General features: G+C 72.9%; 21 protein-coding genes. 7 read left to right on the top strand and 14 right to left on the bottom strand.

From position 1 onward, the window contains the following. Positions 1-36: 36 nt before the first annotated feature. Complete coding sequence (locus ACWEV0_RS09935; protein WP_453148054.1) at positions 37-681, top strand: DUF305 domain-containing protein; 645 nt, start codon at positions 37-39, stop codon at positions 679-681. Positions 682-874: 193 nt separating this feature from the next. Here the strand turns inward: ACWEV0_RS09935 and ACWEV0_RS09940 are convergent, their stop codons facing one another. The 5 genes from ACWEV0_RS09940 to ACWEV0_RS09960 form a co-directional block, all read right to left on the bottom strand. Then, on the bottom strand, positions 875-4,594 hold the full coding sequence (locus ACWEV0_RS09940) for a choice-of-anchor D domain-containing protein (RefSeq protein ID WP_453148056.1): 3,720 nt from the start codon (positions 4,592-4,594) through the stop codon (positions 875-877). A 285-nt stretch (positions 4,595-4,879) separates the two neighbouring features. Then, a complete protein-coding gene (locus tag ACWEV0_RS09945) occupies positions 4,880-5,284 on the bottom strand; it encodes a VOC family protein (protein WP_453148057.1) in 405 nt (134 codons plus the stop codon). Further along, positions 5,281-5,820, bottom strand: coding sequence for a cupin domain-containing protein (locus tag ACWEV0_RS09950; RefSeq protein WP_453148059.1), 540 nt, complete (start codon positions 5,818-5,820; stop codon positions 5,281-5,283). The genes ACWEV0_RS09945 and ACWEV0_RS09950 overlap by 4 nt, the downstream gene beginning before the upstream one ends. Positions 5,821-5,911: 91 nt before the next feature. Further along, entirely contained in the window at positions 5,912-7,555 is a 1,644-nt protein-coding gene (locus ACWEV0_RS09955) for an amidohydrolase (RefSeq protein WP_453148061.1), read from the bottom strand. A gap of 28 nt (positions 7,556-7,583) precedes the next feature. Continuing rightward, positions 7,584-9,035: a purine-cytosine permease family protein gene (locus tag ACWEV0_RS09960; RefSeq protein ID WP_453148063.1), complete on the bottom strand. Its 1,452-nt coding sequence runs from the start codon at positions 9,033-9,035 to the stop codon at positions 7,584-7,586. A gap of 204 nt (positions 9,036-9,239) precedes the next feature. Here ACWEV0_RS09960 and ACWEV0_RS09965 point away from each other — a divergent pair, with 204 nt between their 5' ends. After that, positions 9,240-9,806, top strand: coding sequence for a TetR/AcrR family transcriptional regulator (locus ACWEV0_RS09965; RefSeq protein WP_453148065.1), 567 nt, complete (start codon positions 9,240-9,242; stop codon positions 9,804-9,806). A gap of 67 nt (positions 9,807-9,873) precedes the next feature. Here the strand turns inward: ACWEV0_RS09965 and ACWEV0_RS09970 are convergent, their stop codons facing one another. Continuing rightward, positions 9,874-10,779 carry a LysR family transcriptional regulator ArgP gene (locus ACWEV0_RS09970; RefSeq protein ID WP_453148067.1) on the bottom strand — a complete coding sequence of 302 codons (906 nt, stop codon included), beginning with the start codon at positions 10,777-10,779 and terminating at the stop codon, positions 9,874-9,876. Positions 10,780-10,849: 70 nt separating this feature from the next. Here ACWEV0_RS09970 and ACWEV0_RS09975 point away from each other — a divergent pair, with 70 nt between their 5' ends. After that, on the top strand, positions 10,850-11,473 hold the full coding sequence (locus ACWEV0_RS09975; RefSeq protein ID WP_453148069.1) for a LysE/ArgO family amino acid transporter: 624 nt from the start codon (positions 10,850-10,852) through the stop codon (positions 11,471-11,473). Here ACWEV0_RS09975 and ACWEV0_RS09980 read toward each other — a convergent pair. Both ACWEV0_RS09980 and ACWEV0_RS09985 read right to left on the bottom strand, forming a co-directional pair. Continuing rightward, positions 11,470-12,426: a hypothetical protein gene (locus ACWEV0_RS09980; RefSeq protein WP_453148071.1), complete on the bottom strand. Its 957-nt coding sequence runs from the start codon at positions 12,424-12,426 to the stop codon at positions 11,470-11,472. The two genes, ACWEV0_RS09975 and ACWEV0_RS09980, sit on opposite strands and share 4 nt — an antisense overlap. Next, positions 12,423-13,856 carry a dihydrolipoyl dehydrogenase family protein gene (locus tag ACWEV0_RS09985; protein ID WP_453148073.1) on the bottom strand — a complete coding sequence of 478 codons (1,434 nt, stop codon included), beginning with the start codon at positions 13,854-13,856 and terminating at the stop codon, positions 12,423-12,425. The genes ACWEV0_RS09980 and ACWEV0_RS09985 overlap by 4 nt, the downstream gene beginning before the upstream one ends. 119 nt (positions 13,857-13,975) lie before the next feature. On the opposite strand from ACWEV0_RS09985, the gene trxA reads away from it, so the two are divergent. Then, positions 13,976-14,341, top strand: a complete 366-nt coding sequence (trxA, locus tag ACWEV0_RS09990) for a thioredoxin (protein WP_453148075.1) — start codon at positions 13,976-13,978, stop codon at positions 14,339-14,341. A 115-nt stretch (positions 14,342-14,456) separates the two neighbouring features. On the opposite strand, the gene ACWEV0_RS09995 is transcribed toward trxA, so the two are convergent. The 3 genes from ACWEV0_RS09995 to ACWEV0_RS10005 form a co-directional block, all read right to left on the bottom strand. Then, complete coding sequence (locus ACWEV0_RS09995; RefSeq protein ID WP_453148077.1) at positions 14,457-15,644, bottom strand: thiolase family protein; 1,188 nt, start codon at positions 15,642-15,644, stop codon at positions 14,457-14,459. A gap of 114 nt (positions 15,645-15,758) precedes the next feature. After that, the gene (locus ACWEV0_RS10000) at positions 15,759-16,079 is read right to left on the bottom strand and encodes a hypothetical protein (protein WP_453148079.1); all 321 of its coding nucleotides are present in this window, start codon (positions 16,077-16,079) and stop codon (positions 15,759-15,761) included. 33 nt (positions 16,080-16,112) lie between these two features. After that, entirely contained in the window at positions 16,113-17,135 is a 1,023-nt protein-coding gene (locus tag ACWEV0_RS10005) for a LacI family DNA-binding transcriptional regulator (RefSeq protein WP_453148081.1), read from the bottom strand. A 204-nt stretch (positions 17,136-17,339) separates the two neighbouring features. On the opposite strand from ACWEV0_RS10005, the gene ACWEV0_RS10010 reads away from it, so the two are divergent. The 3 genes from ACWEV0_RS10010 (at position 17,340) to ACWEV0_RS10020 (ending at position 20,389) form a co-directional block, all read left to right on the top strand. Further along, positions 17,340-18,614, top strand: coding sequence for an MFS transporter (locus tag ACWEV0_RS10010; protein WP_453148083.1), 1,275 nt, complete (start codon positions 17,340-17,342; stop codon positions 18,612-18,614). A gap of 73 nt (positions 18,615-18,687) precedes the next feature. After that, the gene (locus tag ACWEV0_RS10015) at positions 18,688-18,906 is read left to right on the top strand and encodes a hypothetical protein (protein WP_453148085.1); all 219 of its coding nucleotides are present in this window, start codon (positions 18,688-18,690) and stop codon (positions 18,904-18,906) included. An 82-nt stretch (positions 18,907-18,988) separates the two neighbouring features. Beyond that, positions 18,989-20,389 carry a flotillin family protein gene (locus ACWEV0_RS10020; RefSeq protein ID WP_453148087.1) on the top strand — a complete coding sequence of 467 codons (1,401 nt, stop codon included), beginning with the start codon at positions 18,989-18,991 and terminating at the stop codon, positions 20,387-20,389. A gap of 81 nt (positions 20,390-20,470) precedes the next feature. Here the strand turns inward: ACWEV0_RS10020 and ACWEV0_RS10025 are convergent, their stop codons facing one another. From ACWEV0_RS10025 to ACWEV0_RS10035, 3 genes are all read right to left on the bottom strand, one after another. After that, positions 20,471-20,845 (bottom strand): hypothetical protein, encoded by a 375-nt coding sequence (locus ACWEV0_RS10025; RefSeq protein ID WP_453148088.1) that lies wholly within the window; start codon positions 20,843-20,845, stop codon positions 20,471-20,473. Between the two features lie 82 nt (positions 20,846-20,927). After that, the gene (locus tag ACWEV0_RS10030) at positions 20,928-21,098 is read right to left on the bottom strand and encodes a hypothetical protein (protein ID WP_453148090.1); all 171 of its coding nucleotides are present in this window, start codon (positions 21,096-21,098) and stop codon (positions 20,928-20,930) included. 65 nt (positions 21,099-21,163) lie between these two features. Continuing rightward, complete coding sequence (locus ACWEV0_RS10035; RefSeq protein WP_453148091.1) at positions 21,164-21,985, bottom strand: TIGR02452 family protein; 822 nt, start codon at positions 21,983-21,985, stop codon at positions 21,164-21,166. Positions 21,986-22,103 lie beyond the last annotated feature (118 nt).

The following is a 22,103-nucleotide window of genomic DNA, read 5'->3' on the forward strand; positions in this document are numbered from 1 at the left end:
CCCCAGAACCACCGACACACACGAGGTGTGATCCACATGCGTGCCCTCATGACCTTCGAGAACCGCACCGCCCGCAAGCTCGCCCTGACCGGTGGCCTGGCCGCCGCCGCGCTGCTGCTCGCCGCCTGCGGCGGCTCCGACGGCGACTCCATGGCCGGCATGGACCACGGCGGCAAGGCGACCGCGAGCGCGACGGCCTCCACCGACGGGAGCGAACAGGGCACCGGCACGTTCAACGACGCCGACGTGATGTTCGCCCAGATGATGATCCCGCACCACGAGCAGGCCCTGGAGATGGCGAAGCTCGCCGACACCCGCGCCCAGGACCCAGAGATCAAGAAGATCGTCGGGGACGTCGAGAAGGCCCAGGACCCGGAGATCCGGAAGATGAAGTCCTGGCTCAAGAGCTGGGGCAAGCCGGAGTCCATGGGCGGCGGCGGCCACAGCATGGGCGGGATGATGACCGACCAGGAGATGAAGGACCTGGCCGCCGCGAAGGGCAAGGGCTTCGACAGGAAGTTCGCCGAGCTGATGATCGCCCATCACGAGGGCGCGGTGTCCATGGCGAAGACGGAGCAGCAGAGCGGCAGCGACCCGGAGGCCAAGCGGGTCGCCGACGACGTGGTGCGGACGCAGACCGCCGAGATCGACCGGCTGAAGCAGATCCTCGCGCGGCTCTGACCCGCCCGCGCCGACCGGGCCGGCGGACGGCGCCGGGCCTTCGCCCACCCGCCCGCGCCGACCCGGTCGTCGGGCGGCGTGACGGCGGCCGGACCTTCGTCCGGCGGTGGCGGGTGACGCGCGTACGGGCGGCGACGGCCTATGAGGCCGCCGCCGCCCGTACGCGCGTCACCGCGCTGTCGCCCTGCCGCTGTCAGTAGCCGATCCGCACCCCGGTGACGGTGTGGCGGTCGGTGCTTCCGCCGGTCGCCCCGCTGAAGCCGACCAGGACGTTCTTGGGCAGGGTCACGGCGACGTCGATGACCCGGGTGCCGTCGACGCTGACCTGGAGACGGCCCGTACTGGTGACGACGACGTCGACGGTGTGGCTGCCGGAGCGCAGGTTCGGCACGTTGGTGGCCGTGGCCGCGTAGGTGAGCGTGGAGCCGCTGCCGCCGGTGGCCACCGCCACGAAGTTGGCCGAGGGGTCGCCCGCGCCGTTGTCGTACGTGTCGAGGGTGACGGCGACGCCGGGCAGTCCGGCGAAGCCGAGGCTGCCGCCGCTGTTGGCGGACAGCGCCTTCGGCGTGGCCTTGCTCGCGTCGAGGAGCATCATGGTCATCCCGTCGGCGCCGGTGCCGCCGCCGATGGTGGCGGTGAAGCGGGCCCTGAGGTTGGCCGAGGGCACGGCGGTGGCCTGGACGGCCGAACCGCGCTGGTAGGTCTGGAGCGGGGTGAGTTCGAGGCTGGTGCCCGACATCGCGGCGCTGCCGTTGTACGTCCAGCCGTTGGGGCCGGGCGGCGGAACGGCGTACGCGGTGGCGGTGACGGTCGCCCTGCGGACGGCGTGGATGTCGGTCTTGCCGCCGGTCGCGCCGGTGAAGGCGAGGAGTGCGCTGGGCGGGAGCGAGGCCACGCTGGTGCTGAGCCGCTGGGTGCCGTCGACGGAGACCGTGAGGGTCTTGCCGGTGACGGCGACGGTCACGGCATGGGTGCCGGAGCGCAGGTTGGGGACGTTGGTGGTGGTCGAGGCGTAGGTGAGGCTGGAGCCGCTGCCGCTGGTGGCGATGCCGACGAAGTTGGCCGAGGGGTCGTTGGTCCCGTTGTCGTACGTGTCGAAGGTGACGGCCACGCCGGGCAGGCCGCTGTAACCGAGGCCGCCGCCGAGGGCTCCGAGCGCGCTCGGGGTGGTCCTGGCCGGGTCGAGGAGCGCGAAGCCGAGGCCGTCGGCGCCGGTGCCGCCGCCGATGACGGTGGTGAAGGTGGCCTTGAGGCCGTCGGTGAGCACCGGGACGGGCCAGACGGCGGTGCCGCGCTGGTTCGCGGTGGCCTGGGTGAGCTGGAGGTCGGTGCCGGAGATCTGGGCGTTGCCGTTGAGCCTCCAGCCGCCCGCGTTGGGGCCGGGGACGGTGACGCCGGTGCCGGCGGCGCCGGTGCCGGTGAGGCCCTCCGCGATGGCGCCCTGGCCGTCGTCGGCGGTGAGTTCGTAGCTCGCGTTCACGGTGCCGACGGAGGTCGGCGCGAAGGTGACGGCCTGGTGGATCACGTCGCCGGGGTTGAGCACCTGGCCCTCACTGATGGGGGTGCTGACCTGGAAGGGGGCCGCGGGCGCCTTGGCCTTGGTGACGGTGAGGGGGATGTTGCCGCTGTTGCTGATGTCGAAGGTCTTGGTGAGGGACTGGCCCACCTTCACGGATCCGAAGTCGGTCGAGGTCGGGGTCAGGGTCAGCTTCGCCTGGCCGGTGACGGCGGTGCCCTTGAGGTCGACGGTCGCCGTGCCGTTCTGGCCGGTGACGGAGAGACTTCCGGAGTCGGTGCCGTCGGCCGTCGGGGTGTAGGTCACCTGGACGGAGACGGACTGCTGGGGCTGGACGACGGTGCCGTTGGCCGGGAGGCCGGTCGCGCTGAACGGCGCGCCGGGCGGGGCGGACGCGGAGACGGTCTCGGGCCCGGTGCCGGTGTTCGTGAAGGTGATGCCGAGCGACTTGCTCGTGGACGTGGCGACTGTGCCGAAGTCCAGTGACGCGGGCGAGGCGTGGAGGCCGGGCCGGGTGCCGTAACCGGTCAGGCCGACGGCGCTCTCGCCGAGGTCGGTGACGAGGGTGAGCACCGAGCTGTCGGAGCCGGGCGTGGTCGGCGCGAAGGAGACGGGTACGGAGTAGGTGTCGCCCGCGTGCAGGGTGCGGGGCAGTCCGCTCGGGCTGGCGGAGAAGGCGCTGCCGGACGGGGTACTCGCGGAGTTGACGGTGACGTCACGGGTCGCGGTGACGGTGGCCGTGGCGTTTCCGGTGCTGCCGACGGCGACCTTGCCGAAGTCGACGGGGTTGCTGTTGAGCGCGGCGTTGGCGGGGCGGCCGAAGGCGAGGACGTGGCCGTCACGGGTGCCGACGTAGACCCGGCCGCCGTCGGTGCCGGGGGTGGCGAACTTGGACGCGGTGCCGATCGGCGCGGACCAGCGCAGCTTGAGCGTGCCGTTCACGGGGACGGCGTCGTACGCGCGGAGCTGGCCGTTCGCACCGTTGGCGCCGTCCGAGTAGATCGACCAGACGAGGGCGGAGCCGGCGTTGGTTCCGGTGGAGGTGAGCACGGGCGAGCCGGAGGTGTAGCCGAAGGTCTCGGGGCTGCGGCCGGTGTTGGTGAGCGCGGGCTTTCCGTCGCCGGTGAGGCCGTACTGGAAGGCGCGCAGCGGGCCGCGGGAGCCGACGGTGTAGACGTAGCCGCCCTCGCCGCCGTACACGGCCGGGTGGCCCCAGACCCCCTCGTACGGTCCGAAGGCGCCGAGCACCTTGTCCGTGCCGTTCGGTCCCTGGCTGCGGCCGCCGAGGTCGTCGCGGTCGAGGAGGAAGAGCCGGCCGTCCTTGCCGATCTGGACGAGGAGGTGGGGGTGGGCGCTGGTGCCGAAGTAGCTGTCGGGGAGGCCGACGGGGGCGCCGGAGCCGAGGTCGGTGTCGTTGAGGTCGAGCTGGTTGGCGTTGCTCGGGGCGAAGAAGTCCTGGGCGGACATGGTGCCGTCGCTGTTGACGCCGAGCCGGACGACGGACTCGGAGAGCTGGCCGGGCGGCATCTTGCCGGGGCCGGGCGCGGGGGTGACGCCGTTTCCGGTGGTGAAGAGGATCCGGCCGGCGCCGTCGGAGACCAGGCCGCCGCCACTGTGCCAGATGCCGGCCTTGCCGTCGGCGGAGGAGTCCTCGGTGGCCCACAGGGTCGTCTTGCGGGTGCTGGTGTTGACGCCGAGGACGTAGCCGACGTACGGGCCGCGGTCGCAGTGGGAGGCGAAACCGGCGTACACGGAGCCGTTCATGAGGAGCAGCCCGGGGCGCTGGGCCGCGGTGTACGGGTTGAAGGAGCGGCCCGGGTCGTTGGTGGGGGCGCCCGCGACCTTGACGGGCCAGCCGCTGCGTTCGCCGCCGGTGGCGGGGTCGAGGGCGTGCACGTACCAGCTGGGGTGCTGGGTGTCGGCGCCGTCGTTGACCTTGGAGGTGAGGTAGAGGGAGCCGCTCGCCGGGTCGTAGACGGGGGTGGAGGTGACGCCGATGTTGGGGACGAGGTCGCCGCAGTTGATCGCGGAGGCGGGCCAGGGCGCGCCGAGGTTCCTGGTCCAGTTGGTCTTCCCGGAGGCCGGGTCGAGCCCGTACACCTTGTTGTTCTCGGTGGCGACGACGAGGGTGCCGCCGACGACGAGGGGCTGGGCGTAGACCTGGCCGTCGACGGTGGTGGAGAACTGCTGGCCGAAGTCGGAGCTGGAGACCTGGCCGGGGGCGAGACCGGGTTCGTTGCGGTCCCAGCCGGTGCGCAGGTTGTCGGTGGAGATGGTGTTCTGATCGGCGGCGACCCGATCGTCTGCCGGGGCGCCGGGGGCCGCCTCGGCGGCGCCGGCAGCCGTGGTGGCGGCGGCCGACGACAACGCGCCGCCGGTGCCGAGGATCAGACACATCGTCAGGATTCTGGCAAGCGTCCTGCGTCTGCCGGTCATCGTCTCCACTCTCGTGTGCGCGCGTGGGGCGAGACCGGAACGTGCCCCGCCGAGGACATGGTGGTGCGAACCTGTCGTACTCGGCGGCGTCCGCGTCACCGAAACGGCATGCTTCACCTGGTCGGGTGGCGGGGGAACCCCCTGGACGGAGGTTCCTGCCCGCTTTCCCGGACCGGGCGGCCGGTTCCGGCCGCGCACGTGCCGCGTACGCGAGCGCACGTGCCGATTGCCGGCCTCTCCGCGGGCTCAGCCCCAGGTGCGGGAGCAGAGCACGAGCCGGTAGCCGTCCGGGTCGGCCACGGTGGCGCCGTACTCGTCCCAGTAGGGGTTGTGGGACGTCACCCGGGTGCCCCCGGCGGCGATCAGACGGTCGATCAGGGCGTCCTCGACCGGCCGGCCGAGATAGACGACGAAGAGGTCGTCGACGGTCGGGGTCGGTACGAGGGGCGGTTCGGCGGCCGGGTCGAGGGTCAGCTCGAAGTGCCAGCCGCCGCCGGCCGGGCCGACCATCAGCAGTTCGTGCTCGCCGGGGGCGGGGGCGTTCTCGCGCCACAGCACGTCGAGACCGAGGCCGTCGACGTAGAACCGCTCGGCGGCGGCGAGGTCCCGGGAGGGACGGGCGACGCGGACGTGGGTGGTGGCGTCGATCACGCGGATCCCTCCGGGGACGCCTCCGCGGACGCCTCCAGGGCGGCGCGCCAGACCGGGCTGTCGACGTAGTGGTTGTCGTACCGCTCGGCGGACGCGGCGATCTCCTTCGGGTCGGCCTCGCCGCGCGTCACGCGGCCGAGCAGGCGCAGGTAGTCGAAACGGCCCATGCCGGGGGTGAAGACGAACAGCACGTCGGCCTCGCGGCCGGGTGCGGCGGCGAAGGCGTGCGGGGTGTGCGGCGGCACGGCGAGGAAGTCGCCGGCGTCGAGGACGGTGATCTCCTCGCCGACGAGCACCTGGAGGGAGCCGCTGATGACGAAGAACAGCTCGGTCGCCCTGGTGTGGAAGTGCGCGGGCGCGCCGACGGCTCCCTTGGCGAAGGTGGAACGGTAGCTGGTGAAACCGTCGGCGGTCTGGTGCGAGTCGGCCAGGAACGTCATGACACTGCTGGGGTCGGCGCAGGTCTCGGCCTCGCTGTGCCGGGTGAGCACGGGGGCGAAGGGAGCGATGGGATCGGTAGTCGCATTTTCAATCACGACGGGAACCTTAGGCTCCCGAAAACCGAGCCCACCATTCCGTTTACGGGGTTCGCCGGTACGGCCGGGTGTTCACGAACCGGAGCCGGGTTCAGGCGGTGTGCACCACCTCGCCGCCGACGACGACCGTCTCGGCGACCGTGCCGGGGATGGCGTCGGGCTCGACGCGCAGGATGTCGCGGGACAGCACGACGAAGTCGGCGAGCTTGCCGACGGTGAGCGAACCCCGTTCGTGCTCCAGGAAGTTGGCGCGGGCGGAGCCCATCGTGTAGCCCTCGACGGCGGTGGTGACGTCGATGGTCTCCTCCGCGGTCCAGGCCGCGCCACCGCCGGGCGGGCGGCGGGTGACCGCGGCGTGGATGCCGATCATGGGGTCCATCTCGGCGACGTTCCAGTCGCTGGACAGCGCGAGCAGGGCCCCGGCGCGGTGCAGACTCCGCAGCGGCCACGCCTTGTGCCAGCGCTCGGGTCCGATGTTCTCGGCCCAGTCCTGGCCGGGACCGGCGATGTCGGGGGCGGCGTGCCGGGGCTGCATGCAGGCGGTGACGCCGAGCGCGGCGAACCGCGGGGTGTCGGCGGGGTCGAGGCATTCGACGTGCACGATCTGGTGGCGGGCGTCGCGCGGGCCGTTGACGGCACGGGCCCGCTCGACGGCGTCCAGGACGGTGCGGATGCCCCGGTCGCCGGTGGCGTGCACGAAGCACTGGAAGCCGCGGGCGTCGAGGCGGGTGAGCAGCTCGGCGAACTCCTCCGGCGGGTAGAAGGTGTCGCCGCGGTGGTGGCCGCAGCCCGCGTACGGTTCGAGGAGGGCGGCGGTGCGGGGTTCGACGACGTCGTCGATGTAGAGCTTGAGCGGGCCGACGCGCAGCCGTTCGTCGGCGAACTCGGCGGCGGCCGCGGCGAATTCGTCCAGGTCGGCGTCGGTGGTGCCGCGCGGGTGGAAGAGCGCGGCGACGATCCGGGAGCGCAGCCGGCCCTCGGCGCGGGCGCGCCGGAAGAGGGCGAGGTCGTCGAGGGAGTTCTGGGGCTCGACGACGGTGGTGATGCCGTAGCCGATGGCGTCGTCGAGGCTCTTGGCGAGCCGCCCGTACTGGCGGTCGGCCGAGGCCCACGGCACGCCGAGCTCGCGCAGCGCGCGGTGGCCCTCGCGGGAGAGGCCCTTGACGGCGAAGTCCTTGACGAAGCCGGTGGGTTCGCCGGTGGCCGGGTCGGTGACGGCGGTGCCGAAGGGCAGGTCGGTGCGGTCCGCGCGGACGTCGAGACGGCGCAGGGCGGCGGTGTTGAGCCAGGCCGTGTGGACGTCGTACGAGAGGACGAGGGCGGGCGTGTCGCCGGTGACCGGGTCCAGGTCGGCGGCGGTGGGCATCCGGCCGCCGGGGATCGCGGAGTAGTCGAACGCCTCGGCCTCGATCCAGCCGGCGCCGGGGTGGGCGGCGCGCCAGGTCTGGATCCGGGCGTGGATCTCGTCGAGGTCGCGGGCGCCCGCGAGCTGGACGCAGGCGTCGTCGGAGCCGAGGCGGACGTGGTTGTGGGCGTCGACGAAGCCGGGCAGGACGAGCCGGCCGCCGGCGTCCAGGACCCGGGTGCCGGGCCCGGCCCAGGCTCCGGCCTCGGCGTCGGAGCCGATCCAGACGATCCGTCCGTCGCGGACGGCGAGCGCCTCGGCCTCGGGCAGGGCCGGGTCGACGGTGTGGATGCGGGCGTGGGTGAGGAGGAGGTCGGCGGGGTGGTTCATGCGGGTCTTTCTCCTGGTGGTGGGGATGTCAGGCGGAGGCGGGCCGGACGGCGCGGCGGGCGAGGGGGACGTACACGGCGGCGGAGACGACGGCGCCGAGGAGGGAGAGGTCGGCGCCGCCGAGCGGGGCGACGAGCGGTCCGGTCCACAGTTCGGAGTCGCAGGTGAGGGCGGCGAAGGCCATCCCGGCGAGCAGGGCGGCGGTGCCCGCCGGGTGCCAGCCGGCCCGGTACCAGTAGGCGCCGTGCCCGTGCGCGTGCAGTGCCGCGGAGTCGTAGCGGCAGCGGCGCAGCACCATGTCGGCCAGGAAGACGCCGCCCCAGGGGGCGAACACGATGATGAGGAGGGAGAGGAAGGAGAGCAGCGAGGTGGTGAAGTCGGCGAGGAACAGGGCGCCGAGGGAACCGGCGGCGGTGACGGCGGCGCTGATCAGGATCGCGCGGGCGCGGCTCCACGGAATGCCGAGGACCTGGAGGTTCAGGCTGGAGGAGTAGAGCGTGATGATCGAGTTGGTGACCGAGCCGCCGAGGACGAGCGCGAGGAACAGCGGCTGGAACCAGCCCGGCAGCAGTCCCTCCGTACCGGCCACGGCGTCGGTCATGTCGGCCTGGGTGGCGGCGGCGACTCCGGCGATGCCGAGGGCCACGGAGGAGACCAGCCCGCCGAGGCCGCCGCTCCAGGTGAGCGCCTGAAGGCCGGTGGTGCGCGGCAGGTAGCGGGTGTAGTCGGCGGGCATCGGCACGTACGAGAAGGGGCCGGCCAGCATCACGACGAGGGCCAGGCTCCAGCCGGAGGCGCCGGGCGCGGCGGCGGGGGCGGTGGTGTCGGCGCCGGGCAGGACGAGGACGATCAGGGCGGCGAAGCCGACGGCGAGGACGTAGGCCATCCAGCGCTCGGCCCACTGGACGGTGGCGTGGCCCCAGAGGGCGACGGCGAAGGTCAGCGCGAGGGTGACGGCGAGGGCGAGGGCGCGCGGCAGGTGGCCGTCGCGCCAGCCGAGGTCGGCGAGGAAGGCTTCGAACGCGAGGGTGCCGACCACGGTGTTGACGATGGTGTAGCCGATGCTGACGACCCAGTTGAGCAGTCCGGCGGGCCAGTTGCCGCGGACGCCGAAGGCGGCGCGGGAGATGACGAGGGTGGCGGTGCCGGTGCGGACGCCGCTGAGTCCGGCGGCGCTGATGACGAAGAAGGAGAGCCCGCCGAGGACGACGACGAGGGTGGCCTGCCAGAAGGACAGGCCGAATGCGACGGCGAGGGCGCCGTTGATGACGTAGGTGAAGGTCAGGTTCGAGCCGAACCAGAGCCAGAAGAGGTCCTTGGCGCCGCCGTGGCGCTCGGCGTCGGGGATGGGGTCGATGCCGTGGCCCTCGACCTGGAAGACCTCGTCGCGGCCCGCCGGGCCGGTGGTGTCCGCTCTGCCCCCTGTACCGGCTGTGCCGGCTGCGTCGGCCGCGTCGGGCGTCGTCTCGTGTCCGGGCATACCGCACCCCTCTCTTCTTGAATGGCGTTCTAATTTCTTGAACGGCATTCAAGATGTGGGAGAGGTTCCGGCCGCGTCAAGACCCCGGCGGAAAGCGGTTAGGGTCGTGCCGTACGGCAGTGGGTGACCAGGAAGGGCACGGCACCGGTGGCAGGGGCAGCGCGGGCGGGACGGCGGCGGGACGGGAGCATCACGCAGGAGCGGATGCTGGAGGAGGCCATGACCGCCATCGCCGAGGACGGCCTGGCGGCACTGACCATGTCCGCCCTCGCCGACCGGCTCGGCACCAGCGGCGGCCATATCCTCTACTACTTCGGCAGCAAGGACCTGCTCCTGCTCGCCGCCCTGCGCTGGAGCGAGGCGGCCCTCGCCGAGGAACGCCGCGCCCTCCTCGCCCGCCGCCTCACCGCGCCCCGCCGCCTCGACCTCTTCATCGAGCTCTACCTCCCGCGCGGCCCCCGCGACCCGCGCTGGACGCTCTGGATCGAACTCTGGGCCCGCATCCCGGCCAACGAGGAACTCCGCACCGCCCAGCGCGAACTCGACCGGGGCTGGCACGAGGACCTGGAACTGCTCCTCGCCAAGGGCGTCACCCAAGGCCGCTTCGCCGCCATGGACGTCACCGCCCGCGCCTCCGAACTCCTCGCGCTCCTTGACGGGTTGAGCACCCGAGTGGTCCTGGGCGAGGAACCGGGCCGGGACCGGCGGCCCGCGCTGGAGGCGGCGAGGGCAGCGGCGGCACTGCTGGTGCCGCGAGTCGACGCGGGCTAGGACTCGCCCGGCCGATCACCGGCGACTCCGCCGCGCCGCCGCCAGGGGAAGGACCCCCGGTGCCGCGTCACCGGCCGGGCGGCAGCAGTGCCTCGGCGGCGGCTGTCGCCACCACCTCGGCGACCGTGGACAGGGCCGGCGAGTCCAGCTTCCACTGCTGCCAGTACAGCGGGATGTCCATGGGCCGTGTCGGGGCCAGTTCCACCAGCCTCCCGGAGCGCAGGAGGGGCTCGGCCTGCGGTTCGGGCACCATGCCCCAGCCGAGGCCGAAGGCCACCGCGTCCCGGAACCCGTCGGACGTGGGCACCAGGTGGCGGATCCGCCCGGCGCCCGAACGGCCCCGGGTGAGAGAACGGACGAAGGCGTCCTGGAGCCCGTCGCGCCGGTCGAAGACCACGGTCGGGGCGTCCCGGAGGTCCTCCGGCAGGGGCCCGGTGAGATGACGGGAGGCGAACTCGGGCGCGGCCACGGCCCGGTAGCGGGCCAGCCCAAGCCGCCGTACCGTGCAGCCGGCCACCGGGTCGGGCGAGGAGGTCACGGCCGCCATCACCCGGCCCTCGCGCAGCAGGGCGGTGGTGTGGGATTCGTCCTCGCGGTAGAGCTCGAAGCAGATCGGCGGGTTCTGCGGCACCCGGGTGAGCGCGGGCAGGAACCAGGTGGCCAGGGAGTCGGCATTGACCGCGATCGGGATCCGGACCGGGCCCTGCTCGGCCGCCAGGCCCAGTTCGGCGCGGGTGTCCCGTTCCAGCCGCGCCAGCTGGCGGGCGAAGCGCACCACCACCTCGCCGGATTCGGTGGGGCGCACCGGTTTGGTGCGCATCAGCAGGACCCGGCCGGTGCGCTGCTCCAGGGCCTTGACGCGCTGGCTGACGGCGGAGGGGGTCACGTGCAGGGCGGCGGCCGCGGCCTCGAAGGTGCCTTCGTCGACCACCGCGAGCAGCGTCCGCACCTGGTCCAGGGGAAGCTCGTCCATAAGTACGGCTAAGGGTACCTAAGAATCTTTAGCTGTACTCATCAGTGCCCTCGTCCTTACGGTCGGGGCCATGACCAGCAGCATCCTCGCCGCCGCACTCGCCGGATTCGGAACCGGACTCTCCCTCATCGTGGCCATCGGTGCCCAGAACGCGTTCGTCCTGCGCCAGGGCGCCCGCCGCCACGCCGTCCTCGCGGTGGTCGCGATCTGCGCCGTGTCGGACGCGGTGCTCATCGCGCTCGGCGTGGCGGGGGTGGGCGCGGTGGTCACGGCGTGGCCGGCGGCACTGACCGCGGTCGGCCTGCTGGGCGGGACGTTCCTGCTCGGCTACGGCTTCCTCGCGGCCCGGCGCGTGCTGCGCCCCGATCCGTCCGCCGCCCTGACCGCGGGCGGACCGGACGCCGGCTCGGCCCGCCGGGCGGTCCTGACCTGCCTGGCCATGACGTGGCTGAACCCGCATGTGTATCTGGACACCGTGCTGCTGCTGGGCTCCCTCGCCTCCGACCGCGGCGACCTGCGCTGGGCCTTCGGCGTGGGCGCGGCCCTGGCCAGCCTGAGCTGGTTCTTCGCACTGGGCTTCGGCGCCCGGCTGCTGAGCGGCATCCTGTCCCGGCCGAAGGCCTGGCGCGTACTGGACGGGCTGGTTGCGGCGACCATGCTGGCCATGGGCGGAATGCTGGTCGCCGGTGCCTAGGCGCCGGCGTCGCCCGGCGAGGGCTCCCACGGCTGCGGCCGCACCGGGGTGAACGGCCAGTCGGCGGACTCGGGATGACGGCTCACCTGTTCCGCGTGCCACAGGATCTGCTCGGTGTGCAGGGCGGGCCGGGAGAGCCGGGCCAGCGGCGCGTGGCGGGCGGCGATCTCCTCGGCCAGCAGCAGCGCCGCCTCGGCGTCCGAGCCGGGGTCGCCGGGGCGGGCGTGCGGGACGCCGTACCAGGCGGCGACGGAGCGGAGGGAACGGCTGCCGGTGCGGTAGCGGTCCGCGTGACGGTCCAGGACGAGGGGGTCGCAGATCGGGGCGACGCCGGCGGGGAGGCGGGTGGTGAGCGGGGCGAGGTCGTGGCGGAGGAGCTCGGCGTGGAGGGTGGAGAGGACGTGGGGGGCGTACCAGACGACGAGCAGTTGACCGGCTGCGAGATGGGCGGCGACGAGGGTGGCGAGTTCGTCGAGGGCGGCGGTTGGATCCTGGATTTCGGATGCGATGTCTGAGGCCCTGGATCCAATATCCGGGAGATCGGATCCACGGTCCGGGGCGTCGGCTCCTGGATCCTGAAGGTTGGGTCCTTGATCCAGGACGTTGGCTCCCAGACCGTGGAGGTTGGATCCAGGATTCGAAGGCTGGATCTCGGATCCAACATCCAGGACCCAATCGCGAGCCGTGCCGTCGCTGCCGCGCAGCGCCGCGGACCGGATCCGGTCGACAGCCGGACGATGGCCGGTGGATCCGATATCCAACGAGAGCAACGGGCGCCGGTGCCAGCCCGGATGGTCACCGCGAGGTGGCGGACCCGGCTCGGGGGCGTGATCCGCGTGGTAGACCTCCCACCCCTTGGAGCCGTGCCGCAGCAGCCCGGTGCCCGCGGGGACCGGGCCGCCGCAGTGGGCGCAGGAGGCGTCGTAGTCGTTGACGCGCTCCGGCGCGGTCATGAGCTGCCCGCTCCGTCGCGGTACGCCTCCAGGAGCCGGAGCCATGCCTCGCTCAGGGTGGGGTAGGCGGGAACGGCATGCCAGAGGCGGGAGATGGGAACCTCGCCGGCGACGGCGACGGTGGCGGAGTGGAGGAGTTCGCCGATGCCGGGGCCGACGAAGGTGGCGCCGAGGACGGTCTCGCGGTCCGGGTCGACGACCAGGCGGGCGTGGCCGCGGTAGCCACTGGCGTAGAGGCCCGCACCGGCGACTGAGGTCAGGTCGAGGTCGACGGCCCGGGCCGGGTGGCCGGCGTCACGGGCGGCGGCGAGGGTGAGTCCGACGGAAGCGGCTTCGGGGTCGGTGAAGACGACCTGGGGCACGGCGGCGTGGTCGGCGGTCGCACTGTGCGGGCCCCAGGGGGCGGGGTCCGCGGCGCCCTTGGCGCGGGCGGCGATGACGGCACCGGCGATCCGGGCCTGGTACTTGCCCTGGTGGGTCAGCAGCGCGCGGTGGTTGACGTCGCCGACGGCGTACAGCCAGTCGGATCCGGCCACCCGCATGCTGTCGTCGACGTCGAGCCAGGAGCCGGGCTCCAGGCCGACCGTGTCCAGGCCGATGTCCTCGGTGCGCGGCCTGCGGCCGGTCGCGAACAGCACCTCGTCGCCCTCGACGTGGTCGCCGTCCGCCAGGACGACGGTGACCGGGCCGGTGCTGCCGTCCCGTACCACCGCGGTGACGGAGACGCCCGTGCGGACCTCGCCGCCGCGTTCGGTGAGGGCGGCGGCGACGTGCTCGCCGGCGAACGGCTCCATCCGGGCCAGCAGTCCCCCGCCCCGTACGAGCACGGTGACGTGCGAGCCCAGGGCCTGCCAGGCCGTCGCCATCTCGGCCGCGACCACTCCCCCGCCGACGACGACGAGCCGGTCCGGCACCTGGCTGGAACTGGTCGCCTCGCGACTGGTCCAGGGCCGGGCGCCGGTGAGGCCGGGCAGCTCGGGCAGGACCGCGCGGCTTCCGGTGCAGACGGCGACGGCGTGCCGTGCGGTCAGCTCGTGACGGTCGCCCTCGGGTGCCTGCACGACGACGCGGCGGGGGCCGTCCAGCCGGCCGTGGCCGCGGTAGAGGTCGGCGCCGGTCGACCGCACCCAGTCGACCTGGCCGTCGTCCTGCCAGTTCCCGACGACGGAATCGCGGTGGGCGAAGACCTCGTGGGCGTCGAGCGGTCCGAAGGCGTGGCCGCGCAGCCCGGGCACCTTACGGGCCTCGGAGCGGGCGATGGCGGGCCGGAGCAGCGCCTTGCTGGGCATGCAGGCCCAGTACGAGCACTCGCCGCCGAGCAGTTCGGCCTCCACCACCGCGCAGCTGAGCCCGGCCGCCCGGACCCGGTCCACCACGTTCTCCCCGACCGGCCCCGCGCCCAGGACCACTACGTCGTACTCGAGTGTCATGGGTTCCAGTCTGGGGGCCGCGGCCTGGAATAGCGCGGCTCGATACGCCGTTGTGCGTGGCGGGTCCCGAGGGGACCGTGAGGAAACCGCCAGGAGACCGCCCCGGAGAGGCAGGAAGCATGAGCACCGTAGAGCTCACCAAGGACAACTTCGACCAGATCGTCAGCGACAACGACTTCGTTCTGATCGACTTCTGGGCTTCCTGGTGCGGTCCGTGCCGTCAGTTCGGTCCTGTCTTCGAGGCCGCGTCCGAGCGCCACGAGGACCTGGTCTTCGCCAAGGTGGACACCGAGGCGCAGCAGGAGCTGGCGGCGGCGTTCGAGATCCGCTCGATCCCGACCCTGATGATCGTCCGCGACAAGGTCGCCATCTTCGCCCAGCCCGGCGCGCTGCCCGAGGCGGCCCTCGAGGACGTCATCGGCCAGGCCCGCAAGCTGGACATGGACGAGGTGCGCAAGTCCATCGCCGAGGCCCAGAAGCAGTAACGGGAGCGGTCACAGCAGCAGTTTCGGGAGCGGTCACAGGCTCAGAGGCAGGGCCGCGGTCCGGCGGGAGAGGGTTCCGGGTGTCCCCGGAGCCCTCTCCGGCGTACGCGGGGTGTCAGCGCTCCAGGACCAGCGCGAGTCCCTGGCCCACGCCGATGCACAGCGCGGCGAGGCCCGTGCCGGAGCCGGCCGCGGCGAGCTGGTGGGCGACCGCGCCGGCCAGGCGGGCGCCGGAGGCGCCGAGGGGGTGGCCGACGGCGATGGCGCCGCCGCGCGGGTTGACCACGGCGGGGTCCAGTTCCGGCCACTCGGCGAGACAGCCGAGGGACTGCGCGGCGAAGGCCTCGTTCAGCTCGAAGGTGGTCAGATCGGCGAAGTCGCGGCCGGCCTTGTCCAGTGCCCGGCGCACGGCCTCCACCGGGCCGAGCCCGAAGAGCTGCGGCTCGATGCCGGTGACGGCGGAGGCACGGATCCGGGCGAGCGGCTCGCGCCCGGTCTCGCGCAGGCCCGCCTCGTCGACGAGCAGGAGGGCCGCGGCGCCGTCGTTGAGCGGGGAGGCGTTGCCGGCCGTGACGGTGCCTCCGTCACGGCGGAAGGAGGGCTTCAGCTTGGCCAGGGCCTCCATGGAGGTGCTGTCGCGGATGCACTCGTCCCGTGCCAGGTCGACGCCCTCGTAGGGGACGACCTCACCGTCGTACAGCCCCTTGGCCCATGCCTCGGCGGCCTTCTGGTGGCTCGCGAGGGCGAAGGCGTCCTGCTGCTCGCGGCTGATCGCGTGCTTGTCGGCGATCAGTTCCGCGCCCTCGCCGAGGGCGACGGTCCACTCGGCGGGCATGCGCGGGTTGGTCATCCGCCAGCCGAGCGTGGTGGAGTGCAGCTGCTGGTGGCCGGCCGGGAAGGCGCGCTCCGGCTTCTGCAGCACCCAGGGGGCGCGGGACATCGACTCGACGCCGCCCGCGATGGCCACGGACGCGTCGCCGAGGGCGACGGCGCGGGCGGCCTGGATGACGGCCTCGAGGCCGGAGCCGCAGAGCCGGTTGACGGTGACGCCGGGCACGGAGACGGGCAGCCCGGCGAGCAGCACGGCCATGCGGGCCACGTCACGGTTGTCCTCGCCGGCGCCGTTGGCGTCGCCGAAGAACACGTCGTCGACACGGGCCGGGTCGAGGGCGGGGCTGCGGTCGACGAGGGCGCGGACGACATGTGCGGCCAGGTCGTCGGGGCGGACGGAGGAGAGCGCGCCACCGAACTTTCCGATCGGGGTGCGGACGGCGTCGACGATGTAGACGTCGCGGATGCTCATCGGTTCTCTCCCACGTGACCTGCGCCTTGGACGGACGGTTCGGGAGCGTCGTTCGCCTGGTGAAACAATCTTCGCTCCCGTCGGGCCCGAGTCTCCGCCCGACCGTCCGTTCTGTCAACGCCCCTTCGGGCCGCCGCGAGCGGTTTCCGGCCCTCTGATCAGCGCGGTCAGGCCGTAGTCGAGTTCCCGGCCGTCGACGAGCAGCTTCTCCACCGTCCGCGTCTCGGGGTCGATCTCGGCGACCAGGCCGTGACCCTCGTAGATCGGATAGCCGGACTCGCCGATGCGTCCGCTCGCCTCGACGACCGCCGAGCGGACGGCGCTGTTCTCCACGGAGTCCCCGCCCCGGTCCTCCACGTGCTCGGGCACCAGCAGGATCTCGAAGCGCTGCGGGCGCCCGCCCTTCGGCTGTGGCCTCTTGGCGTGTGTGCTCATGGACCGACGCTAAGCCGGTGGGGCCGTCGGCGCTCAGCTGGACTCGCGGTGCACCACCCGAGAGTCGAGGAGCTCGTGCCGTTCGGGCGCGGCGTCGGGGTCGCGGACCGCGCGGTCGACCAGCTGGGCGAGCTCCCGCACGCCGACCATGTCCACGTGCACCGTGCTCAGCCGGGGCCGCAGCAGCCGGCCGAGCACCAGGTCGTCCGCGCCGACCACGGCGGTCTCCTCGGGGATCGCGATCCCGGCGTCCTGGAGGGCCCGCATGAGCAGCATCGCGTACTCGTCGTTGTACGCGAAGACGGCGTCCAGGCCCAGCTCGCGCCAGCGGCCGGCGAGCGCGTTCGCCGGCTCCTCCTCGTACCGCAGCGGCAGCGGCACGACGGCGGCGCCGGCTTCCTCGGCGGCGGCGCGTACGCCCTCCAGGCGCGGGACGGAGAACATCTCCAGGCCGGGCTCCTCGGGCATCACCACGCCGATGGTCCGCCGGCCGCGCTCGACGAGGTGGGCCCCGGCGACGCGGCCGACCCGGGTCTGGTCCATGACGAGGGCGTGGGTGCCCTCGATCCGCTGCGGGCCGAGCGAGATGACCGCCCTGGCGCCGGCCCGCTTGAGCAGTTCGACACCGGCGGCGGTCAGCTCCAGCTGCCCGAGCGAGATCACCGCGACCGGGCGCAGCTCGGCCCAGGCGCGGGCGGCCTCGTCGGGGTCGAGGCCGACGCTGCCGTGCTGCACCACGGTGTAGTCGAGCCGGCGCAGGGCCCACTGGAGCTCGTTGAGGAAGCGGCTGTAGAGGGGGCCGACCGGCACATGGGCGGTGGGCAGCAGGACGGTCCGGCTGTGGCCGGCGCGCAGGCTGCGGGCGGCCGCGTGCGGGACGTAGCCGAGCTCTTCGGCGGCCTCCCGGACGCGGCGGCGGGTGGGCTCGCTGATGCGTACGGCCGCGGTGTTGTTCAGGACGTAGCTCACGGTGGCCCTGGAGACCCCCGCGAGCCGCGCCACATCGGCGCTGGTGGGGACGGAGCGTCCGGCGGACGCCTTGGGTGACTGACTCATCGATTCGGCATCTTTCCAGAACGATCCGGCGCAGGGTCTGGCGGATGGCCGGAATCGAGTGCTACACAAGGTTTACACGCGTCACTGACACGTGTCACCACGCCGTCACCACGTGCATCGACGACCCGTGGACCACCACCCGCACCACCTCTCGTTCATTTCCGCCTCCCGCCCCGCATCGGGCGATCACCCCAGGAGGGCACCGTGGCCCTTTCCTCCCCCGGCACGTCCCCCGGCGCCGCTCCCGGCGCCGCCGCCGACGCCGGCCCCGCCTCCGCTGCCGGACCGCGGCCGACGCGCGGGCTGCTGCCGCTGCTGCTCGCCGGCAACACGGCGATGTACGCGCTCTACATCGGCGTGCCCGGCATGCTCCTCGCGCTCCAGATCGAGGACATCGCGCCGGCCGACAAGGTGGCCAACTTCGGTCTGGTCTCGGGTGTCTCCGCGATCTTCGCGACCGTCTTCAATCCGGTGGCCGGCGCGCTCTCCGACCGCTCGGGGCGCCGCAACCCGTGGATCCTCGCGGGCGGGCTGCTCGCCCTGCCGGTGATGCTGCTGCTCGGCAGCGTGCACACGATCCTGCTGGTGATGATCGCCTGGTGTCTCGGGCAGGCCGTGATGAACATCTACCAGGCGGCCCTCACCTCCGTGGTGCCCGACCGGGTGCCGCTCACCTCGCGCGGCAAGGCGTCCGCCGCCGTGGGCCTCGGCCTGCCGATCGGCTCGACCATCGGCGCGCTCGTCGGCGCGGCCTTCTCCGAGCACTACCGCACCGGCTACCTGGTCTTCGGCGCGATCGTCGCCGCGACCGCCGTCCTGTTCACGTCCTGCGCCCGCGAGGAGCGGATGCCGGCCAGGGCGCCGATGCCGGTGAAGGCGCAGCTCGCGGCCTTCGGCGGCGCGCTGAAGGCCCATGACTTCCGCTGGGCGTTCATCGGCCGCGCGCTGCTGATCCTCGGCTACTTCGCGGTGGCCGGCTTCCAGCTCTACATCCTCAAGGACCACACCGACCTGCCCGCCGGGATGACCGCCGAGGCGGCCGTGGCCGTTCTGACGCCGCTCAACTCGGTGGCGATGGTGGTCTCCACGGTGCTCGGCGGCTGGCTCTCCGACCGCTTCGACCGGCGCAAGCTGTTCGTCGGCGCCTCGGCCGCACTCGCGGCCGTCGCCCTCGTCATCCCGGCCGTCTCGACGAGCTGGGCCGCGATGCTCGCCTTCTCCGTCGTCAACGGCCTCGGTTTCGGCTGCTACATGGCAGTGGACACCGCCCTGGTGACGATGGTGCTGCCGAGGGCGGAGGACGCGGCCCGGGACATGGGCGTGCTGAACGTCGCCAACGCCGGCCCGCAGATCGTGGCGCCGTTCGTCGCCTCGCTGATCGTCTCGCTCAGCGGCGGCTACACGGCACTGTTCCTCGTCGCCGCCGTGCTCTCGGTGCTCGGCGCGCTCGCGGTGCGCCCGATCCGCGGCGTGCGCTGAGCTGGTCCGCGAGCCGGCCCAAGAGCTCCCCCGCGAGACCCCGGAGCAGCGGGTTCTGACGTACCGTGTGGTCATGGACGACGCTTCGATGGTGGGCCTGCTCGGCCGGGTGACCGGCACCGTCGGACCCGGCCTCGTGGGCGAGGTGATCGTCCGGATCCGCGGCGGCGCCGAGCACTTCCTCGCGTACCCGGCCTCGGGCGGCGACCGGATCGAGGTCGGCACGGTCGTCATGGTCGTGGAACATCTCCCTCCACGCACCGTGTATGTCACAGCCGCGTACGACAGTTGACCGATCCATTGATCGCCGGGCGCCCCGGGCGCACACTCCCTTCACCGGAACCGCACGGGTCCGGTGAAGGGGGACCTTGCCCATGAGCCTCGGGATCCTGGCGGGCGCCGTCGCAGGCGCCGTCGTCGTTCTGATCGCTCTTTTCAAACTGATGTGGCGCGTCGCCGAGCCCAACGAGGCGCTGGTCATCTCGGGTTCGAACCACAAGACGGAGGGCCTCGGCGAAGGCATGGGCTTCCGGATCGTCACCGGACGGGGCACGCTCGTGATCCCCGGCGTCCAGGCGGTGCGGAAGCTGTCACTCGACCTCAACGAGACCCAGCTGTCCGTGGACTGCGTCACGCACCAGGGCATTCCGCTGAAGGTGCGGGGTGTCGTGATCTTCAAGGTCGGCGACGACTTCGTGTCGATCGCCAACGCCGCCCGCCGCTTCCTCGATCAGCAGAAGCTGATGTCGGAGCGGGTGCACATCGTCTTCGCCGGTCATCTCCGCTCCATCGTGGGCGGGTTGACGGTGGAGGACATGATCCGTGACCGGGAGAAGCTGACCGGGCAGGCCCGGCAGGCCTGTGGCACGGAGATGGAGAAGCTGGGTCTGATCGTGGACTCGCTGCAGATCCACGAGATCGAGGACCCCACCGGCTACATCAAGAACCTGGCCGCGCCGCACGCGGCGGCCGTCCAGCGCGATGCCCGTATCGCGCAGGCGGAAGCCAATCGGCGGGCGACCGAGGCGGAGCAGATGGCCGCGGCGCGCATGTCTGAGGCGACCAGGGACAGCGAGATCCTCCAGGCCGGCTACCAGGCCGAGCGGGACCAGGCGGCGGCGAAGGCCCGGCAGGCGGGTCCGCTGGCCGACGCCGCGGCCCGCCAGGAGGTGGTGGTCGAGGAGACCCGGGTCGCCAAGCTGGAGGCCGACCGCAGGGAGCAGCAGCTCCAGGCGGACGTCCGCAAGCCGGCCGACGCGCGCGCGTACGAGCAGCGGACGCTGGCGGCGGCCGAGCGCGACGCCCGGATCCTGGCCGCCGAGGCCGAGGCCAAGCAGACCGAACTGGCGAGTGCGGCGACCGCGACGGCCACCCGGGTGACGGGTGAGGCGGAGGCGGCCGCGGCGCACGCCAGGGGTCTGGCGGTCGCGGAGGCGACGCGGGCGAAGGGTCTCGCCGAGGCCGAGGCCATCAAGGCGCGGGCCGCTGCCCTCGCCGAGAACCAGGAGGCCGTGGTCGCGCAGCAGCTGGCCGAGAAGTGGCCGGAGATCGTCGAGGCCGGTGCGTCGGCGTTCGGCAACGTCGACCAGATGGTGCTGCTCAACGGCGCCGACGGGATGGCGGAGATGTTCGCCAAGGCGCTCACGATGGGCGGTGCGGGTCTCGGGCTGGCCCGTCAGCTGCTCGGCAACATGAAGCCGGACGCGAACGCGGCCCCCGCTGCGGCGGTGCCCGCGCCGCGTACGGAGGAGATCACGGTCGGCGACGACACGTGACCGGGCGCCTGACCGGGTGAACGAAGGGGCCGGGCGCGGAAAGTCGCGCCCGGCCCCTTTCTCGTACGGTGGGTTCGTACGTCAGCAGCTCTCGTCCTGCTTCACCGCGCCGAGGACGATCCTCTTCCCCGGCTCGATGCGGGCCCCGGGGGCGGGATCCTGGGTGCAGATCTTCCAGTCGGTGGCGTTCATGGGGACCTGCCGCCCCTGGCCGGAGACGTCCTCGACCTGCATCCCGCCGGTCAGCTGGCCCATGGCTCGTTCGACGCTGCCGCCTCTGAGGTCGGCCATGAACTCTCCGTCGCCCTGCGCCATGTTCCCGGGAGCGGTCGGCGCCGAGGTGGCCGGTTCCGGTGTCGCGTCGGTGTCGGACGTGGACGCGGTGCACGCGGTGAGTCCGGCGAGCACGGCGGCGGACAGGACGGCGACGCCGGCCGTGCGACGGATGGTACGCATGTTCCCCCCAGGGACGAGCGTGAACGGAGGTACATCATCCACACCTCGCCCCTTCGGCGGTCAACCGCCCCCGTCCCGTGACTCAGTTGTGCCCGAACTTCCGTTCCCTGCGGTGCGACGGTACGTCCAGGGTCGGGCGCGGTGCCTCGGACCTGACGGGCTCGTGCGGGGTCTCCTTGGCGGCGGGGGCCGTCCGGTGTTCATGGCCGCCGGTGCGGGCACCCTTGTTGACCCGGGTCTGTTTCTTGCCCACGATCGTGCCTCCCGTTCCTGGCTGGATCTCGTTCCAGACTCGCACGGGGGTACGAGAGCCGCATGTCAGCCCAGGACGCGCTGGAAGGCCCCGAGGGTGGCCCGGTCGCGGGTCCGGTCCAGCACGCCGAAGACGATCTCGTCGAAGTGGCGGGCGAACCGTCCGCCGCCGGTGAGCAGCGCCTTGAAGACGCCCGCGACCACGGCCGGGTCGTTGCGGAAGACCCCGCAGCCCCAGGCGCCGAGCACGAGCCGGCGGTAGCCGTGCGCGGCGGCGGTCTCCAGGACCCGTTCGGCGCGGGTGGCGAGGGCGGCCGGGACGCGGTCGGCGAGCTCGGGGGTGCGGCGCTGGATCACCCCGGCGTTGGGGGCGGGTGAGGTGAGGAAGCCGACCGTGAAGGGTTCGTCGAGCAGTCGTCCGCCGTCGTTGCGGAAGACGGGCACGTCGGGCGAGTGGATGACCCGATCGGTGTAGAAGGGGTCTCTTTCGGCGCGGTGGTGCTCGTAGTACTCGGGCGCGCGCAGCAGCGTGGCGTACAGGGCGGAGCAGCGGCACAGGGCCTCCTCCTGCGCCTGGGCGCCGTTGAGGTAGCCGCCGCCCGGGTTGCGGGCGGAGGCGAAGTTGAGGACGGCGACGGGGGCGCCCGGCTGCTCGCGGGTCATGCGGCGGGCGGCGGCGAGGCTGCTCTCGCCGGTGACCTGGAGGGTGGTCGTGCGGTCGGTGTCGGGCGTGACGGCGACCGGTCCTGGGCCGTGCAGTGCGGTCCCGGCCAGGGCCGCGGTCAGCTGCCCGGCGAGGTCGACGGTCCGGCCGTCGGGGGTGGTGTAGCGGCCCGCCGCCACGATCTCCTCGGTCTCGCGGGCCAGGGCCCGCAGTCGTGCGCTCATGTCCCGAAAGCATGATCGACCCGCGGCCGGGGCGGCAAAGGATTTTCCCTTTCGCGGCGGGCCCTGATCCGCCGGACGGGCCCCGGCGGTGCCCGGCGGTGGCCCGTGAGGCGCTCTT

This window comes from Streptomyces sp. NPDC003943 (assembly GCF_053605265.1).

Excerpts from the sequence above, each read along its gene's own strand:
- ACWEV0_RS10020 (WP_453148087.1), top strand. The coding sequence starts at position 18,989 with ATGAGCCTCGGGATCCTGGCGGGCGCCGTCGCAGGCGCCGTCGTCGTT.
- ACWEV0_RS09960 (WP_453148063.1), bottom strand. The coding sequence starts at position 9,035 with ATGCCCGGACACGAGACGACGCCCGACGCGGCCGACGCAGCCGGCACA.
- ACWEV0_RS09970 (WP_453148067.1), bottom strand. The coding sequence starts at position 10,779 with ATGGACGAGCTTCCCCTGGACCAGGTGCGGACGCTGCTCGCGGTGGTC.
- trxA (WP_453148075.1), top strand. The coding sequence starts at position 13,976 with ATGAGCACCGTAGAGCTCACCAAGGACAACTTCGACCAGATCGTCAGC.
- ACWEV0_RS09995 (WP_453148077.1), bottom strand. The coding sequence starts at position 15,644 with ATGAGCATCCGCGACGTCTACATCGTCGACGCCGTCCGCACCCCGATC.
- ACWEV0_RS10005 (WP_453148081.1), bottom strand. The coding sequence starts at position 17,135 with ATGAGTCAGTCACCCAAGGCGTCCGCCGGACGCTCCGTCCCCACCAGC.
- ACWEV0_RS10035 (WP_453148091.1), bottom strand. The coding sequence starts at position 21,985 with ATGAGCGCACGACTGCGGGCCCTGGCCCGCGAGACCGAGGAGATCGTG.
- ACWEV0_RS10000 (WP_453148079.1), bottom strand. The coding sequence starts at position 16,079 with ATGAGCACACACGCCAAGAGGCCACAGCCGAAGGGCGGGCGCCCGCAG.
- ACWEV0_RS10025 (WP_453148088.1), bottom strand. The coding sequence starts at position 20,845 with ATGCGTACCATCCGTCGCACGGCCGGCGTCGCCGTCCTGTCCGCCGCC.
- ACWEV0_RS10015 (WP_453148085.1), top strand. The coding sequence starts at position 18,688 with ATGGACGACGCTTCGATGGTGGGCCTGCTCGGCCGGGTGACCGGCACC.
- ACWEV0_RS09955 (WP_453148061.1), bottom strand. The coding sequence starts at position 7,555 with ATGAACCACCCCGCCGACCTCCTCCTCACCCACGCCCGCATCCACACC.
- ACWEV0_RS09965 (WP_453148065.1), top strand. The coding sequence starts at position 9,240 with ATGCTGGAGGAGGCCATGACCGCCATCGCCGAGGACGGCCTGGCGGCA.
- ACWEV0_RS09980 (WP_453148071.1), bottom strand. The coding sequence starts at position 12,426 with ATGACCGCGCCGGAGCGCGTCAACGACTACGACGCCTCCTGCGCCCAC.
- ACWEV0_RS09985 (WP_453148073.1), bottom strand. The coding sequence starts at position 13,856 with ATGACACTCGAGTACGACGTAGTGGTCCTGGGCGCGGGGCCGGTCGGG.
- ACWEV0_RS09975 (WP_453148069.1), top strand. The coding sequence starts at position 10,850 with ATGACCAGCAGCATCCTCGCCGCCGCACTCGCCGGATTCGGAACCGGA.
- ACWEV0_RS09935 (WP_453148054.1), top strand. The coding sequence starts at position 37 with ATGCGTGCCCTCATGACCTTCGAGAACCGCACCGCCCGCAAGCTCGCC.
- ACWEV0_RS09940 (WP_453148056.1), bottom strand. The coding sequence starts at position 4,594 with ATGTGTCTGATCCTCGGCACCGGCGGCGCGTTGTCGTCGGCCGCCGCC.